At 67.8% G+C, this 16,145-nt stretch carries 14 protein-coding genes; 7 read left to right on the top strand and 7 right to left on the bottom strand.

All coding sequences use genetic code 11. The features are described from left to right. Positions 1 to 16 precede the first annotated feature (16 nt). On the top strand, positions 17 to 322 hold the full coding sequence (locus AC3RCE_RS17840; RefSeq protein ID WP_492253605.1) for a DUF2818 family protein: 306 nt from the start codon (positions 17 to 19) through the stop codon (positions 320 to 322). A gap of 24 nt (positions 323 to 346) precedes the next feature. After that, complete coding sequence (locus AC3RCE_RS17835) at positions 347 to 832, top strand: DUF1178 family protein (RefSeq protein WP_218340164.1); 486 nt, start codon at positions 347 to 349, stop codon at positions 830 to 832. Between the two features lie 142 nt (positions 833 to 974). On the opposite strand, the gene AC3RCE_RS17830 is transcribed toward AC3RCE_RS17835, so the two are convergent. Further along, positions 975 to 2,789, bottom strand: a complete 1,815-nt coding sequence (locus tag AC3RCE_RS17830) for an ABC transporter transmembrane domain-containing protein (RefSeq protein WP_492253604.1) — start codon at positions 2,787 to 2,789, stop codon at positions 975 to 977. A gap of 446 nt (positions 2,790 to 3,235) precedes the next feature. Between AC3RCE_RS17830 and AC3RCE_RS17825 the strand changes: the two genes are divergently transcribed. The 5 genes from AC3RCE_RS17825 (at position 3,236) to AC3RCE_RS17805 (ending at position 8,018) form a co-directional block, all read left to right on the top strand. Beyond that, positions 3,236 to 4,006 carry an ABC transporter ATP-binding protein gene (locus tag AC3RCE_RS17825; protein ID WP_218295502.1) on the top strand — a complete coding sequence of 257 codons (771 nt, stop codon included), beginning with the start codon at positions 3,236 to 3,238 and terminating at the stop codon, positions 4,004 to 4,006. Between the two features lies 1 nt (position 4,007). After that, positions 4,008 to 4,733 carry an ABC transporter ATP-binding protein gene (locus AC3RCE_RS17820; protein WP_218340166.1) on the top strand — a complete coding sequence of 242 codons (726 nt, stop codon included), beginning with the start codon at positions 4,008 to 4,010 and terminating at the stop codon, positions 4,731 to 4,733. Between the two features lie 56 nt (positions 4,734 to 4,789). Then, positions 4,790 to 5,986 (top strand): ABC transporter substrate-binding protein, encoded by a 1,197-nt coding sequence (locus AC3RCE_RS17815; protein WP_218340167.1) that lies wholly within the window; start codon positions 4,790 to 4,792, stop codon positions 5,984 to 5,986. A 133-nt stretch (positions 5,987 to 6,119) separates the two neighbouring features. Beyond that, positions 6,120 to 7,004 (top strand): branched-chain amino acid ABC transporter permease, encoded by an 885-nt coding sequence (locus AC3RCE_RS17810; RefSeq protein WP_218295499.1) that lies wholly within the window; start codon positions 6,120 to 6,122, stop codon positions 7,002 to 7,004. Positions 7,005 to 7,016: 12 nt separating this feature from the next. Beyond that, a complete protein-coding gene (locus AC3RCE_RS17805; protein ID WP_218295498.1) occupies positions 7,017 to 8,018 on the top strand; it encodes a branched-chain amino acid ABC transporter permease in 1,002 nt (333 codons plus the stop codon). A 50-nt stretch (positions 8,019 to 8,068) separates the two neighbouring features. On the opposite strand, the gene AC3RCE_RS17800 is transcribed toward AC3RCE_RS17805, so the two are convergent. The 6 genes from AC3RCE_RS17800 to AC3RCE_RS17775 form a co-directional block, all read right to left on the bottom strand. Next, positions 8,069 to 9,241: a lipocalin-like domain-containing protein gene (locus tag AC3RCE_RS17800; RefSeq protein ID WP_492253603.1), complete on the bottom strand. Its 1,173-nt coding sequence runs from the start codon at positions 9,239 to 9,241 to the stop codon at positions 8,069 to 8,071. A 20-nt stretch (positions 9,242 to 9,261) separates the two neighbouring features. Then, positions 9,262 to 10,326 carry a PLP-dependent cysteine synthase family protein gene (locus AC3RCE_RS17795; protein WP_218340169.1) on the bottom strand — a complete coding sequence of 355 codons (1,065 nt, stop codon included), beginning with the start codon at positions 10,324 to 10,326 and terminating at the stop codon, positions 9,262 to 9,264. A 43-nt stretch (positions 10,327 to 10,369) separates the two neighbouring features. Continuing rightward, positions 10,370 to 11,419, bottom strand: coding sequence for a tetratricopeptide repeat-containing glycosyltransferase (locus AC3RCE_RS17790; RefSeq protein WP_492255405.1), 1,050 nt, complete (start codon positions 11,417 to 11,419; stop codon positions 10,370 to 10,372). A gap of 77 nt (positions 11,420 to 11,496) precedes the next feature. Next, positions 11,497 to 12,387, bottom strand: coding sequence for a collagen-like protein (locus AC3RCE_RS17785; RefSeq protein ID WP_218295495.1), 891 nt, complete (start codon positions 12,385 to 12,387; stop codon positions 11,497 to 11,499). 26 nt (positions 12,388 to 12,413) lie between these two features. Continuing rightward, complete coding sequence (locus AC3RCE_RS17780; RefSeq protein ID WP_370627799.1) at positions 12,414 to 13,109, bottom strand: IPTL-CTERM sorting domain-containing protein; 696 nt, start codon at positions 13,107 to 13,109, stop codon at positions 12,414 to 12,416. 188 nt (positions 13,110 to 13,297) lie between these two features. Continuing rightward, entirely contained in the window at positions 13,298 to 15,964 is a 2,667-nt protein-coding gene (locus tag AC3RCE_RS17775) for an ABC transporter permease (protein ID WP_492253602.1), read from the bottom strand. Positions 15,965 to 16,145 lie beyond the last annotated feature (181 nt).

Here is a 16,145-nt window from a genome sequence, read left to right as displayed (position 1 = left end):
GCTCTCGTTCGTTCCTGTGTCTCTTACCGGGTCCGTCTGGCTGGTCATCGTGGCGGCCTTCATCGCCGCCAACCTGCCGTTTGTGAACCACCGCTGGCTGGTGGTGGGGCCCGTTGCCGGGCAGCGCAAGCCGCTCGTAGGCCGGCTGGCAGAACTCATCCTGCTGTATCTCCTGGTCGGCGGCCTCGCGCTCTTGCTGGAGCGCCGCGCAGGGCAGATCGCGCCGCAAGGCTGGGAGTTCTATGCCATCACCGGGACGCTGTTTCTCACGCTGGCCTTTCCAGGTTTTGTCTACCGGTACCTGCTGCGCCGCCACGGGTGACGGCCGGCGCGTTCAGGTGTTGCCATGAAGGTGCTTGATCTCCAATGCCGGCTTGGCCATGTCTTTGAAGGCTGGTTCGGATCGGAGGATGATTTCCAGGGCCAGAAGCAGCGCGGGCTGGTGCAATGCCCCCTGTGCGCGGACGCCCACATTGAAAAGCGCCTGAGCGCTCCGCGCTTGAATCTGGGCGCGCGAGATCCAGCCGTCGCCACACCCACCGTGACAACGCCGTCTCCCGTGCCCGGAGCCGGAGGGGCGCCGGCCGATGCCGGCGTGCTTGCGCCCGCGCTGCAGGCCGCCTGGCTGGAACTGGCCCGCAAGATCGTCGCCAGCACCGAGGATGTGGGAGGGCGTTTTGCCCAGGAAGCCCGCCGCATGCACCATGGCGAGGTGCAGGAGCGTGCGATTCGCGGTCAGGCCACCCCCGACGAGGCCCTGGAGTTGCTGGAGGAGGGCATTGCCGTCCTGCCCCTGGCATTGCCCGCGGCGTCCAAGGAAACCCTTCAATAGCCTTCCCGGCGCTGCCTGGCCGCCAATATGTTGTGGCCATTTTGGTCGCAAACGCTTGATGCGCAAGCGCAATAAGCTATTGTATTTATAGCGATTTCCCGAAGCCTGTGAAGCTCCGCCCGTGCCCCCGGGGCGCCCGGTGCTACACCGTGAACTGCAATGCCGCCAGGCGGGCATAGACGCCGCCTTGCGCCAGCAGGGCCGTGTGGGTGCCCTGCTCGACGATGCGCCCATGGTCCAATACCACGATGCGGTCCGCGTTCTGCACGGTGGCCAGCCGGTGGGCAATGACCAGCGTGGTGCGGCGGCCTGTGTGGCGCTGCATGGCGGTGTCCAGGGCCGCCTGGACCATGCGCTCGCTCTCGGCGTCCAGCGCGCTGGTGGCCTCGTCCAGCAGCAGCAGTGGCGGGTTCTTGAGCATGGCCCTGGCGATGGCAATGCGCTGGCGCTGGCCGCCTGACAGGCGCACGCCCCGCTCTCCCAGGAAGGTGGCATACCCTTGCGGCAGCGCGGTGATGAAGTCGTGCGCGAACGCGGCGCGCGTGGCGGCCACCACCTCCTCGTCCGTCGCGTCGGGGCGCCCATAGCGGATGTTGTCCATCGCGGAGGCCGAGAAAATCACCGCGTCCTGTGGCACGGTGCCCGTGTGCGAGCGCAGGGCCTTGAGCCGCAGCGTGCGGATGTCCACGCCATTGAGACGGATGCGCCCCTGCGGGACGCCGTCGGCATCGGAGTCCACGTCGTAAAAGCGCTGCAGCAGCTGGAACACGGTGGTCTTGCCCGCGCCGCTGGCGCCCACCAGCGCCACCGTTTCGCCGGGCGCCAGGCGCAGGGAAAAGTCGTGCAGGGCGGGTTGATCGGGGCGCGAGGGGTAGTGGAACTGCACCTGCTCGAACTCCACCTCCAGGCCGCGTTCGGAGAGCGGAAGTTCCTGGGGCTCGTCCGGGTCCGCCACGGGGGAGCGGCTCCCCAGCAGCTCCATCAGCCGCTCCGTGGCGCCCGCGGCGCGCAGCAGGTCGCCGTAGACCTCGCCCAGCACTGCCACGGCGCCGGCCAGCAGGATCACGTACACCACGGTCTGCCCCAGATGGCCGGCGGTCATCTTGCCCGCCAGCACGGCCTCCGTGCCGCGGTACAGCCCCCACAGCAGCAGCGCGGCGTTGGCAATGATGATGAAGGCCACCAGAAGGGCCCGGGCACGGGTGCGGTTGATGGCAACCTGGAACGCATTTTCGGTGGCCTGCATGAAGCGGGCGGACTCGCGGGGCTCGGCCGCGTAGCTCTGCACCACCGGCACGGCGTTGAGCACTTCCGCCGCGATGGCGCTCGAGTCCGCCACCCGGTCCTGGCTGTCGCGCGACAGGCGCCGCACCCTGCGCCCGATCCACATGGTGGGCAGCACCACCAGCACCACGGCCAGCAGCACGACCGACATGACATAGAGATTGGTCCACACCAGCATGGCCAGCGCGCCCACGCCCATGACGGCATTGCGCAGGCCCATGGACAAGGACGAACCGACCACGGTCTGGACGAGCGTCGTGTCGGTGGTCAGGCGCGACAGCACTTCCCCGGTCTGCGTGGTTTCAAAAAACTGGGGGCTTTGGCGCAGCACATGGCTGTACACGGCGTCGCGCAGGTCCGCGGTCACGCGCTCGCCCAGCCAGCTCACCATATAGAAGCGCGCGGCGGAGAACACCCCCAGCGCCACGGCCACGGCGAACAGGGCCTCGAAATGGTTGCGCAGCGCCATGGTCTGGGCCCCCTTGTCCGCGCTGACAAGGCCGCCGTCCACCAGGTTGCGCAAGGCCAGTGGAAACGCCAGGGTGGCGAGGGCCGCGAGCACCAGGAACACCACCGCCAACGCGATGCGGGCCCGGTACGGCCGCAAAAATGGAAGCAGGCCTGTCAGAGAGCGGGGCGCCCCGCGGGCGGGTTGGGAAGGGGTGGAAGCCATGGATGCAGTGTAGGTTCCCATCCCCGGTCCCCGCACGCGGCGGGGCAATCTCCCAGGCCACGGGAATGTTTGCCAGAAGCGCGCCGGGCGGCGGCGGGCTGCCCATCCGCAGCCCTGCGGGGCCCCCGACGCTGCAGGTTGTAAGTAAAAAGTCAGTGTCTTGCCGGACCGCGCCTGCCGGACAGAACCCTCGCCATGGGGCCTGCCGAGACGGCCAGGGCGGCAAAAAGCGCGATGGCGGAAGGGCGGGTGCCTCGCCCTGGACGGAGGCGGCGCGCATGCGCTTGCCTGGTGCGCCAGAAGGCATAGGCGTTTATACATAGGCATTAGTCCCAGTATCTACCGCAGGGTAGGGGGGCATACGATGCACTGCGACAAAAACGCACGCATGAAGTCCTTGCCGCAAGGCTTCTTCCCCCAGCACCCAACGGAGCGACCCAGGCGCAATGAGCGACGTCATTCTTGAAACCCACAGCCTGACCAAAGAGTTCAAGGGCTTCACCGCCGTCAGCGATGTGAACCTGGCCGTGCGCCGGGGTTCCATCCATGCGCTGATCGGTCCCAATGGCGCAGGCAAGACCACATGCTTCAACCTGCTGACAAAATTCCTCACGCCCACGTCGGGCACCATCCGCTTCAACGGGCACGACATCACCCGTGAGCAGCCCGCGCAGATCGCCCGGCGCGGCGTCATCCGCTCGTTCCAGATCTCGGCCGTGTTCCCGCACCTCACGCTGATGGAGAACGTGCGCCTGGGCCTGCAGCGCAAGCTGGGCACCTCATTTCACTTCTGGCGCAGCGAGCGCACCCTGCACCAGCTGGACGACCGGGCCATGCAGCTGCTGACCGAGGTGGGCCTGGAGGACCTGGCCGACGAGGTCACCGTGAACCTGCCGTACGGCCGCAAGCGCGCGCTGGAGATCGCCACCACGCTGGCCATGGAGCCCGAACTCATGCTGCTGGACGAACCCACGCAGGGCATGGGCCACGAGGACGTGGACCGCGTCACCCAGCTCATCAAGAAAGTCTCGGCCGGCCGCACCATCCTGATGGTGGAACACAACATGAAGGTGGTCTCCACCATCGCCGACCGCATCACGGTGCTGCAGCGCGGCGCCGTGCTGGCCGAAGGCCCGTATGCCGAGGTGTCCAACAACCCGCAAGTGATGGAAGCCTACATGGGCACCACCGATGGCCAACTGCAGGGAGCACATTGAGATGGCGACCACCGCATCCAAGACCCCTGCCCTTGAAATCAGCAACCTCGAGGCCTGGTACGGCGAGTCGCACGTGCTGCATGGCGTGGACATCGTCGTGCAACCCGGCGAGGTGGTCACGCTGCTGGGGCGCAACGGCGCGGGCCGCACCACCACCATGCGCGCGATCATGGGGCTGACCGGCGCGCGCAAGGGCTCGGTCAAGATCAACGGCGTCGAGACGATCCACATGCCCACGCACCGCATCGCCCACCTGGGCGTGGGCTACTGCCCGGAAGAGCGCGGCATCTTCTCCAGCCTGTCGTGCGAGGAAAACCTGCTGCTGCCGCCGGCGCTGAAGACCGGCACCCCCGGCATGTCGGTGCAGGAGATCTACGCCATGTTTCCCAACCTGGCCGAACGCAGGAACAGCCAGGGCACGCGCCTGTCGGGCGGCGAGCAGCAGATGCTGGCCGTGGCCCGCATCCTGCGCACGGGGGCCAACCTGCTGCTGCTGGACGAGATTTCCGAAGGCCTGGCGCCTGTCATCGTGCAGGCGCTGGCCCGCATGATCACCATGCTGCGCGAAAAGGGCTACACGGTGGTCATGGTGGAGCAGAACTTCCGCTTCGCCGCGCCGCTGGCCGACCGCTTCTACGTCATGGAGCACGGCCGCATCGTCGAGAAGTTCGGTGCGTCCGAGCTTGAGGCAAAGATGCCCGTGCTCACCGAACTGCTGGGCGTCTGAGCTGTCCAGGTGACCTCTTTCCCGTTTTCTTCCACCACACCCACAGGAGACAATCCATGAAGAACAAACTCAAAGTGCTGGCATTGATGCTGGGCGCAGCGGGCCTGGCCACCTCGGCCGCGCACGCGCAGGACAAGGTCAAGATCGGCTTCATCACCGACATGTCCAGCCTGTACGCCGACGTGGAGGGCAAGAACGGGGCTGTGGCCATCCAGATGGCCATCGACGACTTCGGCGGCAAGGTGCTGGGCATGCCCATCGAGCTGCTCACCGCGGATCACCAGAACAAGGCCGACATCGCGGCGTCCAAGGCGCGCGAGTGGATCGACACCCAGGGCCTGACCATGCTGTTTGGCGGCACCAATTCCGGCACGGCCCTCGCGTCCGCCAAGGTGGCTGCCGAGAAGAAGCGCGTGTACATCAACAACGGCGCTGCATCCTCGGCACTGACCAACGAGCAATGCAGTCCCTACACGGTGCACTACGCCTACGACACCGTGGCGCTGGCCAAGGGCACGGGTTCGGCCATCGTGGACACCGGGGGCAAGTCGTGGTACTTCCTCACCGCCGACTATGCATTCGGCCATGCGCTGGAGGCCGACACCAGCACGGTGGTCAAGGCCAAGGGCGGCACCGTGGTGGGCACCGTGCGCCATCCGCTCAACGCGTCGGACTTCTCGTCGTTCCTGCTGCAGGCGCAGAACTCCAAGGCGCAGATCCTGGGCCTGGCCAATGCCGGTGGCGACACCATCAACGCCATCAAGGCCGCCAAGGAATTCGGCATCGGCAAGAGCATGAAGCTCGCGGGCCTGCTGATCTTCATCAGCGACGTGCACAGCCTGGGGCTGCGCAACACCGAAGGCCTGCAGTTCACCACCAGCTGGTACTGGGACCTGAACGACGACACGCGCAAGTTCGCCGCACGCTTCTTTGAAAAGACCAAGCGCATGCCCGGCGAGATCCAGGCCGCCGACTACTCAGCCACCATGAACTACCTCAAGGCCGTGGAAGCAGCCAAGAGCATCGATGCCGACAAGGTCATGACGACCTGGCGCGGCATGAAGATGAACGACTTCTTCGCGTCTGGCCAGCTGCGTCCCGATGGCCGCTACGTGCACGACATGTACCTCATGGAAGTGAAGAAGCCCGCCGAATCCACCAAGCCATGGGACTACTACAAGCTCATCAAGAAGCTGCCGGGCGACACAGTGTTCACCACCAAGGCAGAGAGCAAGTGCGCGCTCTGGAAGTAAACCGCTGAGAAAGAAAGAAGGCCCTGGGTGCGCGTGCGCGCGCCCAGGGCCGGTCCGGTGGCCCGCAGGGGCCTGCCCGACACCCCCTTTCCTCCCGACCTGAACCGTTCACCCCCACCTGCAGCTGCCTCCCATGGAAATCTTTGGTGTCTCATTGCCGGGCCTGTTGAGCCAGCTCCTCCTGGGGCTGGTCAACGGCTCGTTCTATGCCATTCTCAGCCTGGGGCTGGCCGTGATCTTCGGCCTGCTCAACGTCATCAACTTCGCCCACGGGGCGCTGTTCATGACGGGAGCCCTGATGACCTGGATGGCGATGAATTACTTCGGCATCAACTACTGGTGGATGCTGGTGCTGGCACCGCTGGCGGTGGGGTTGTTCGGGGTGCTGATCGAGCGCCTGCTGCTGCGCTGGATCTACAAGCTCGATCACCTGTACGGCCTGCTGCTCACGCTGGGCCTCACGCTGCTGATCGAGGGGGTGTTCCGCTCGATCTATGGCGTCTCCGGACTGGGGTATGACACGCCCGAACTGCTGGAGGGCGCGACCAACCTGGGTTTCATGATCATGCCCAACTACCGCGCCTGGGTGGTGGTGGCCTCGGTGGTCGTGTGTCTGGCCACCTGGTACGTGATCGAGAAGACCAAGCTCGGCGCGTACCTGCGCGCCGGCACCGAGAACCCGCGCCTGGTGGAGGCCTTCGGCATCAACGTGCCGGTGATGGTGACGCTGACCTATGCCTTCGGTGCCGCGCTGGCCGCGTTTGCCGGCGTGCTGGCGGCGCCGGTCTATCAGGTCACGCCGTTGATGGGGCAGAACCTCATCATCGTGGTCTTCGCCGTGGTGGTGATTGGCGGCATGGGCTCCATCATGGGCTCCATCCTCACCGGGCTGGGCCTGGGTGTCATCGAGGGCTTCACCAAGGTGTTCTACCCCGAAGCGTCCTCCACCGTGGTGTTCGTCATCATGGTCATCGTTCTCCTCATCCGCCCCGCCGGCCTGTTCGGCAAAGAAAAATAAGGGGCCGTCCGCATGAATACCAAGAACCTTGCCTCCATCGGCTACGGCCTGCTGCTGCTGGCCCTGATCGCCGCGCCCTTCCTTGGCGCCTATCCCGTCTTCGTGATGAAGCTGATGTGCTTCGCGCTGTTCGCTTCCGCGTTCAACCTGCTGCTGGGCTACACCGGCCTGCTGTCATTCGGGCACGCCGCGTTTCTGGGCGGAGCAGCCTATGTGGCCGGCCACGCCATCAAGGTCTGGGGCCTCACGCCCGAGATCGGCCTGCTGCTGGGCACGGCCGGTGGCGCGCTGCTGGGCCTGCTGTTCGGCTGGCTGGCCATCCGCCGCCAGGGCATCTACTTCTCGATGATCACGCTGGCACTGGCGCAGATGCTGTTCTTCGCCTGCCTGCAGGCGCCCTTCACCGGGGGCGAGGACGGCCTGCAGGGCGTGCCGCGCGGCAAGCTGTTTGGCATCATCAGCCTGCAGAGCGACCTGGTCATGTACTACGTGGCGCTGGTGATCGTGGTGCTGGCGTTCCTCGTCATCGTGCGCACCATCCATTCGCCGTTCGGCCAGGTGCTCAAGGGCATCAAGGAGAACGAGCCTCGCGCCATCTCGCTGGGCTACGACACGCACCGCTTCAAGCTGCTGGCCTTCGTGCTGTCGGCGGCGCTGGCAGGCCTGGCCGGTTCGCTCAAGACGCTGGTGCTGGGTTTCGCCACGCTGTCCGACGTGCACTGGACGGCTTCGGGCCAGGTCATCCTGATGACGCTCGTGGGGGGGCTGGGCACCCTGTCGGGCCCGCTGATCGGCTCGGCCGTGGTGGTGTTGCTGGAGAACAAGATCGGCGAATTCGGCAACCTGCTCGCTGCGCTGACCAGCGTGGAGTGGTTCAAGACCCTGGGCGAATCCGTCACCATGGTCACAGGGCTGATCTTCGTCGTCTGCGTGCTCGCCTTCCGCCGCGGCATCATGGGCGAGATCATCGCGTGGCTGGCGCAGCGCCGCTCGGGCAACTCCGCCAAGCACTGAGGCGATACGGCCGCCTCTGGCGGCCCTCCCATCCCCAGCCGCTGCCGCCTTCACAGGCGCAGCGGTTTTGCATATCCGGTCATCTCCAGGTAGCCCCGGCCCACGGGCAGGCCTGCGTGGTCCACCAGCTCGGACAAGCCTTCCCAGTAGATCGCGCCCGTCGATCCGCTGCTGTCCAGCTCCTGGTTGTCCAGCACGGTGCGCACTTCAAACGCGCCAGCGGGTGTTTGCACCCGCCATTGCACCGGATAGCGCGCGCCGCTGCGCGGGCTGCTCCACCACCGCTGCGGCGTGAACACCACGGACCGCGCGTCGAATGCCTGCACGGGCTGCCCTGGCGCGCGCAGCGATCCCCCCGCCCACAGCGCCGAGCCATCGGCACGCCGCAGGCGGAACGCGGTGAGCGCGCTGCCATCGTGCAGGTTCATCCCGATCCAGTCCCAGCCCTGGGCTTTGGGGTGCAGCAGGGCCTCGCTCCATTCGTGGTCCATCCAGGCGCGGCCGGTGCCGGGTGTGACATCCAGGCGGCGGCCCCCCACCGTCAGGTGGCCGCTGACCGCCAGCTGCGGCTGGCTGTAGTAGTAGCTGGCCTGCGCCGCGTCAGGCCCCTTGCGCGACAGGCCTTGCTGGCCCTGCAGCAGCACGGGCTGGGTGCTGTCGAACTGCAGCTCCATGCCGAATTCGCTGCCTGCGATCCGGGCCGTGTAGCGGCTGAGCGCCAGGTGGGGCTTGCCGTGCGCCATGTCGCTGCGCTCCAGCGTCCAGTCCTGCAGCCGGATGCGGGTATCGGCCTCGCTGGCCTGCGCCACGCCAAAACCCGTGCGTGCGATGCGCTGGTCGTGCACCAGACGCTGGCCCTGCACGTCCGTGACGGCGGCATGCGCGAACAGCAGCTGCTTGGCGGCAAACGCGGACTGCAGTGGCTGCGTGGCGTCCACGCGTGACCGAAAGAACGTGAGCTGAAATCCCCAGGGCTGGCCCCGCGCCTGCACATGCCCCGTGATGTACCACCACTCGGTGCGCAGCTCCGGGTGGCTGCCATGGTCACGCGGAAAGGCCAGCGTGCGGGCCGGCAGGGCGGATGCCGGACCGGGCAGCCAGCCCGCCGCCCCTCCCGCCAGCGCCATGCCCAGCGGCAGCTGCCTGGCCAGCCACTGGCGGCGCGTGGCAGCGGGGCCGGTGGATGGCCCGGCAGGGCCCGGGGACAGGGCGGTGGAGGGCATGGTGCAGTGCGTGGCTGGCATCAGCCGATCAGGCCATCTACCTTCTGCTGCGCTGCCGAGCAATCGCCGAACGTGCGGTCCACCCATTCGGTGTCGAAATACGTGGGTAAATACCGCTCGCCCGCATCACACAGCAGCGACAGGATGGAGCCGCGCTCGCCCCGCTCGCGCATCTCGCTGGCCAGCGTGAGCATGGCCACAAAGTTGGTGCCGGTGGAGGGCCCCACGCGCCGCCCCAGTAGCTGAGACAGTGCGCGCATGGCGGCAATGGATTCGCAGTCCGTCACATCGACCATGCGGTCCACCAGCGTGCGGATGAAGCTCGGCTCCACCCGTGGGCGCCCAATGCCTTCAATGCGGGATCCTGGCGCCGTCAGCTGCGCATCGCCCGTGCGGTGGTAGGCACTGAACACCGAACCCGCCGGGTCGGCCACGCACACCTGCGTGGCATGGCGCTGGTAGCGCACATAGCGGCCAATGGTGGCGCTGGTGCCGCCCGTGCCCGCACCCACCACAATCCAGCGCGGTACCGAGTGCGGCTCGCGCGCCATCTGCGTGAACATGCTCTCGGCAATGTTGTTGTTGCCGCGCCAGTCTGTCGCGCGCTCGGCATAGGTGAACTGGTCCATGTAGTGGCCGCCCGTCTCCTCGGCAATCGCATGGGCCGCCTCATACACCGCTCCCGCGCTGTCCACAAAATGGCAACGCCCGCCATGGAACTCGATCTGCGCGACCTTCTCGGGCGAGGTGCTGCGCGGCATCACCGCCACAAACGGCAGCCCCAGCAGCCGCGCAAAGTAGGCTTCGCTCACCGCAGTGGAGCCGCTGGACGACTCGACGATGGTCGAGCCTTCATGCACCCAGCCGTTGCACAGTGCATACAAGAAAAGCGACCGCGCCAGCCGGTGCTTCAGGCTGCCCGTGGGGTGGGTGGATTCGTCCTTGAGGTACAGGTCAATGCCATGCGCGGCAAACGCGGGCAGCCGCAGCGGGATCAGGTGCGTGTCGGCGCTGCGCTGGTAGTCGGCTTCGATGCGGGCGATGGCTTCGTGGAGCCAGCGGGAAGGAGGGGAGAGAGTCTGCATGCGAGCATTGTCGCAGCGCCTCCAGCCTGGGCCGCAGAGATGGTCACAGACCGTAGAAAACCTGATTTGCTTCGATGCGTTGGGCTTGGTCCGCCGGGTATCGGCGCTCGGCCAGCAGCCGCTGCAGCGCAGCACGACCCAGGTCTCGGTGGGGGGTGTAGAAGGCGCTGACGGCCAGCTCATCCAGTGCACGCCATGTGTACACCTGTGTATCCACAAAAAGAATGTCCGCAGGTTGCGGAATCTGTGATGCCTGCAGGGCAAACACGGTGGCCAGTGCATGTTCGGCCCGTTCGCGGTGATAGCGGGCCAGTTCGCAAAGGGGCTCAGCCCTCTGCGGGCGGGCCGCGTAGGCAGCCAGATAAGCATCGCGCACGGTGGCGGGTGGGGCCTGGTTGCGCTCATGCAGCACGGCGATCTGGAACAGGGCATACCAGCGCTCTTCGTCCCATCCCCCCATGTCGACCCGGCGCTGGTACCACAGCAGGCTGGGCTCGATCTTCCCGGCATCGCGGCAGCTCTGGGCCAGATAGAACACATTGCGCGTGTTCGTGGGGTCGTCCCGCACGGCCTGTTCCAGCAGCGCCATGTCACGCAGATAGGTCTCGGGGTCGCGCGCGCGGGCGCCATCGTGAGACACATGGATGACCGGTCCCCGCAGCGTCTGCCAGGGGCCGTGCTGCGCGGCGGTCAGGTACTCGTGCAGCACACCCTCCCAGCGCCAGCCGATGCGGGTGGCCACCAGGCTGTTGCGCTGATATTCCCAGCCGTCCATGTGGCAGGTCAGGGTGTATCCATCGGCCGTGAGTTCGGGCCAGGTGAACTGCGGCGGTACACGCAGCTGCTCATCGGCATCGATGAACAGCAGATAGGCCCCATGGGGGCGCGCCAGCTCGAGCGCCTCGTTGCGGTTGTGCGCGAAGTTCTTCCAGGGCCGTTCGTGCAGCGTGCCAGGCACGTCCTGCATGAACGCGCGGATGAGGTCCTGCGTGCCGTCGGTGGAGCCCGTGTCCACAATGACCCAGTGGTCCACCCAGGGCTTGACCGAGCCGAGGCACCGGGCGATGACCGGGGCCTCGTTCTTCACGATCATGTTCAGGCAGATGCGGGGGCTGCTCACCAAGAAGCTGTGCCTTTTGCACTCGCTGGGTTCAAGGGACTCGGCGCGTCCTACTGGCAGATAGCCGATGCTTCCGCGGAGAGGTCATTGAAAACCGAGTACTGGCAGGTCCATTGATTGGGTGCGGAAGGGTATCCCCCTTCGAAATAGCTGCCACCGCGCCCCGCGGTGATGCGGCAGCCGCCGCTGACCACGGTCTTGCCCGCCGCGCAAGTGGCGGTCAACTGGACGTCCGCTGGATCGTCGGGGGGAGTGTGATTCACCAGCAGCCAGCTCCCGAGGGCGGTCGTGGTGGTGAGCGTCACTGTTCCAGCACCCGACGCTCCCGTCGCGCCCGTGGCTCCGGTTGCACCCGTTGCGCCGATCGCCCCGGTGGGACCCGCCACGCCTTGAACCCCCTGGATGCCTTGCGGCCCCTGAGGTCCGGCAACGACGCTGTCAGCGCCCGTGGCACCCGTGGCTCCGGTGGCGCCTGTCGGTCCCGTGGTGCCGGTGGCACCTGTGGCGCCTGTCGGGCCGGTGGCCCCCGTCACGCCGGTGGATCCCGTGGGTCCTGCTGCTCCCGTCACACCGGTCGCACCGGCAGCACCCGTGACCCCCGTGGGCCCTGTCACTCCGATCGCTCCGGTGGGTCCCGTGGGGCCGGTGGCGCCAGTCGCCCCGGTACCGATGCCCCCTGCACAGGGCCCCAGGCGGCCGGTGGGCCCGTCAAAGCAGGTGAGATTGTTGTTGGGTGTTGCGCCGAGCAGGCCAGGGGCCCGCACTTCGCCGCTGTCCTGCACGCGGAAGCGTTCCTGGGTGCCCGTGGAGTTCTTGATCACGAACCCGCCGCCGCTGGGGACGGTGGCGGAGATGTCGGCGGCCAGGGCCGTGGGGCTGTGCACGGCGTAGACGGCGCCCAGGGCAACGATCAGAGGCAGGGAGTGGAAGCGGTATTTCATTGTGTGGTGTTCCTGGCCTCAGTCAATCAAATGTACTGCGCTGTGCGGCTGCGGCGGTGCCGCCAGAAGGCCGCCATGCCCATCAGCAGTGCCAGCAGCATCAGGCCGTACTCGCTCAGCGTGGGGATGCTGGTGGCAACCGCTGCGCCGCCGATCTGCACGTTGCCTGCCACGGAGGCGAAGCTCTGGTTCACCGTGGCGCCGGGGGCCAGGTTGATGACTGCCGTGCCGCCGCCCGAGGAGACCAGCTGGATGTTCTGCCCTGGTGCGCCCTGCAGCGTCAGGGTGCCGAGCACGGTGATGTTGGTGCCTGCGGGGATGACAAAGGTGCGGCCTGTGGCGCTGGACAGGGTCAGGTTCTGGAAGACCATGGTGCCTGACAGCTGGCTGGTGTTGCCGGTGCAGCCGTCCGTGAGGGCCACCGTGCCATTTCCGGCGTTGAAGGTGCCGGTGCTGCTCAGGTCACCGCCTACCGCGAGCACGCCGGAGCCTCCGTTGAAGGTGCCGGTGCCTGCCACATTGAGGTTGCTGGTGGTCGAGAACTGGCCCGCGATGATGTTCAGCGAGCCCTCCACCTCCACGGAGAGGCACCCCATGTCCATGGAGCCACCCGGCACGTCGAACGAACCTCCGGAGGGAATGACGAGTTGTGCCCAGGCGGGTGCGGCCAGGCCACAGCAAAGCATGGCCACGGCGGCCAGTTGGCGGACTATCGATTTCACGGATCTCCCTCTGCGTCTGCACCCTTGAACCAAGAGCTCGGCGCATCTGATGTTGGCGGGACTGGCTGCGATCCGGCACTGGACCGGGGCTGGCGAATCCCGAGGCGCTTGTTTGATGGTGGATGATCATCAATATTTGCAATGATTGCAAACAATATTTAACAGTCGTCTATGGCCGCTGACGGCGGCTACCAGTCTTCCTTTACCGCCAGAACGGCATCCCTTCCCGCCGCGGCGCGTCCAGCGAGCCACGCCGTGAGGGTGCCGGATGCGGCCACGGCCATGCACAGGGCGCCCAGCCGTCCCACCGGAACCGCCAGGTCCATGGTCCAGTGAAAGCTCTGCGGGTTGACCACGTGCACCAGGACCACCGACACGGCCAGGCCCAGCAGCAGGCCCGCCGTCGCGCCCACACCCGTCCAGGCGGCGCCTTCGCCGGCCACCACGGCCAGGATCTGGCGGCGCGTGAGGCCCAGGTGCGCGAGCAGGCCGAACTCCTTGCGGCGCGCCAGGATCTGGGCGCTGAAGCTGGCGGCCACGCCAAAGAGCCCGATGCCGATCGCCACCGCCTGCAGCCAGTAGGTGACCGCGAAGCTGCGGTCGAAGATGCGCAGCGAGCGCGCGCGGATCGTGCCGGAGGAGACGAACTCCACCAGCGCCGCCGGCTGCAAGTCAGCCAGGGGCGCGGCGTCCGCCGCACCCGCCCTCCGGGGTTCGCCGGCATGCGCCGCGGCCATGGCCTGGATGGACTCCTGCAGGGCCTGCAGATCGGCCCCTTCACGGGGCCACAGTGCCAGATCGCTGGTGCGGGCATCACCGGTCAGGCGCAGCCAGACCGCACGGTCCATCACCACCGCGCCCGATTGCCGGGCATAGTCGCGCCAGACGCCTGCTATATAAAAGATAGCTTCCTGCGTTTTATCACCAAGGATGGGAGGGCTGAAAGCCCTGGAGAGGGCTGGCCATTCCATGCCCGGGCGCATGCCATACAGGTCCACCACCGCCTCGCTCACGTACACCCCGGTATACCCCGCGGGCACGGGCAGCGCATCGCCCACCAGGGGCAGCTGGCGCGCGGGATCATTGCCCAGCGGGCGGCTGATGACCATGAGCGCGGGACGGGCGGCATCGAGCTGCAGCGGACTGGCCCGCAGGGGTTGAACGCGCTCCAGCCCGGGCAGCTGGGCGACCGCCTCCGCAAAGCCGGCGGGCAGCAGCGCGGCGTCGCTGCCCGGGGCGTTGATGGCCGGGCGCACATACAGGGGCGAGGGCAGCACCGCGTCCAGCCACTGCGTGACCGAGCCGCGAAAGCTCGACACCATCACCGTCAGCGCGACCGCCAGGCTCAGGCTGGCCACCACGCCCCCCACGGCGATGGCCGCCGTGCCGCGCATGCGCCGCGTGCGCTCCACCGCCAGCAGTGGCAGGGCATGGCGTGCGGCCAGCGGCTGCAGGCGGCGCAGCAGCCAGGCCATGCCCCAGGGCAGCAGTGCAATGCCGCCGACGAGCAGCAGGCCGATGGCCGCATAGGCCGCCAGCGGTATGCCAAAAACAGGTGGCGCCATGGCCAGCAGCGCACCCGTTGCGGTCAAGATGAGTCCCATCGCGCTATTGGCGGATTGCCGGGATGCCGTGCCCAGGCCCTTGAGCGTCTGCGCGGGTGGCAGCGCCTGCGCGGCACGCGCGGGCCACCAGCCGCCCACCAGCGCGGCCACCACGCCCAGGGCGCCATAGGCCAGGGCCGCCGGGGCGCTCCATTGCAGCGCGGGCTGCACGCCCGCGAAGTAGCCGCCGCCCAGGTCGCCGCCCAGCAGCCGCAGCGCGGCGGCGGCCAGGGCCGAGCCCAGTGCGATGCCGGCGGCGCTGCCCACCAGCCCCAGCGTGGCCGACTCGGCCAGGACCAGCCACAGGCGCTGGCGCGGCGTTGCGCCCAGCACGGCCAGCAGCGCGAACTGCGGCGCGCGCTGCGCCACGCTGAGCGCCAGCACCGAGAACACCAGGAACGCCCCCGTGAACAGCGCCACCAGCGCCAGCACGGTGAGGTTCACCCGGTAGGCGCGCGAGAGGTTGCCGATGCGCTGGGCCGCGTCGCCTGGCTGGGCGAACACCACATCGGCGGGCCAGCCCGGCAGGGCGCGCACGGCCTGCTCCCAGGCGCTGCGGTCCGTGCCGGGCTGCAGCTGGATGTCGATGCGGCTCAACTGCCCCGTGCGGCCAAACAGGTCCTGCGCGGCGCCGATGTCCATCACCGCCAGGGGGGCGCCGCCGGCCGCCACCGTACCGGCCACGTGCACCGTCCACTGCCGCAGGCCGGCCTGCAGCAACAGCCGCGGCGCAGGGCCGGTGGGGATTGCTGGCAGCCCCAGCGCCTGGAGCGCGGCGGCGTTGAGGAACACCGTGGCGGGGGCGAAGACCGCGAAGCGATCGGCGCCCGGCCACGGCCGGGGCATCAGCGCGGGCGCCATCGTGGGCACCAGCAGCGCATCGGCGCCCAGCACCCGCAGCGGCGTGCCGGGCGGCGGGGGCGCTGGCGGCGCTTCGGCATCCTGCCGCACGGCGGCCCGTGCCACCGCCGCCAGCTCCAGCAGCGGACTGGCCCGCGCCACCTGAGGATGGGTGGCGAGCTGTCCGTACAACGCCTCGGGCAGGCTGCCCTGCATGGCGCGCAGCTCCAGGTCGGGCTGGCCGTTGACCGCCCGCACCGCCTGCGAGAACTCGTCCAGCGCGGACGCATTGATCACATGCACCGCAAAGGCCAGCGCCACGCCCAGCATCACCGCGGTCACGGCCGCGGCGCTGCGCCAGGGATGGTGGCGCAGATCCTGCCAGGAGAAGGTGCGAAGCAGTGCGAGCATGGCGGGATTGTGCGGCCTGGCCTTGCGCGAACGCATTGAAAAGGATCCGGGAACACCGCGCCCTTAAGCTGGCCCACAGCCAGCGCATGCGACCATGCCGCCATGGCACCCGCCCCGTGGTGCCGTTCAGGGAGGCGATGGAATGGCATGCTGTGATGGAACCCTTCTCCCGGCGTCCCGC

It is taken from the genome of Acidovorax sp. GW823-FHT05D11 (genome assembly GCF_058795695.1).
This window is presented reverse-complemented; position numbering and strand designations above follow the sequence as displayed.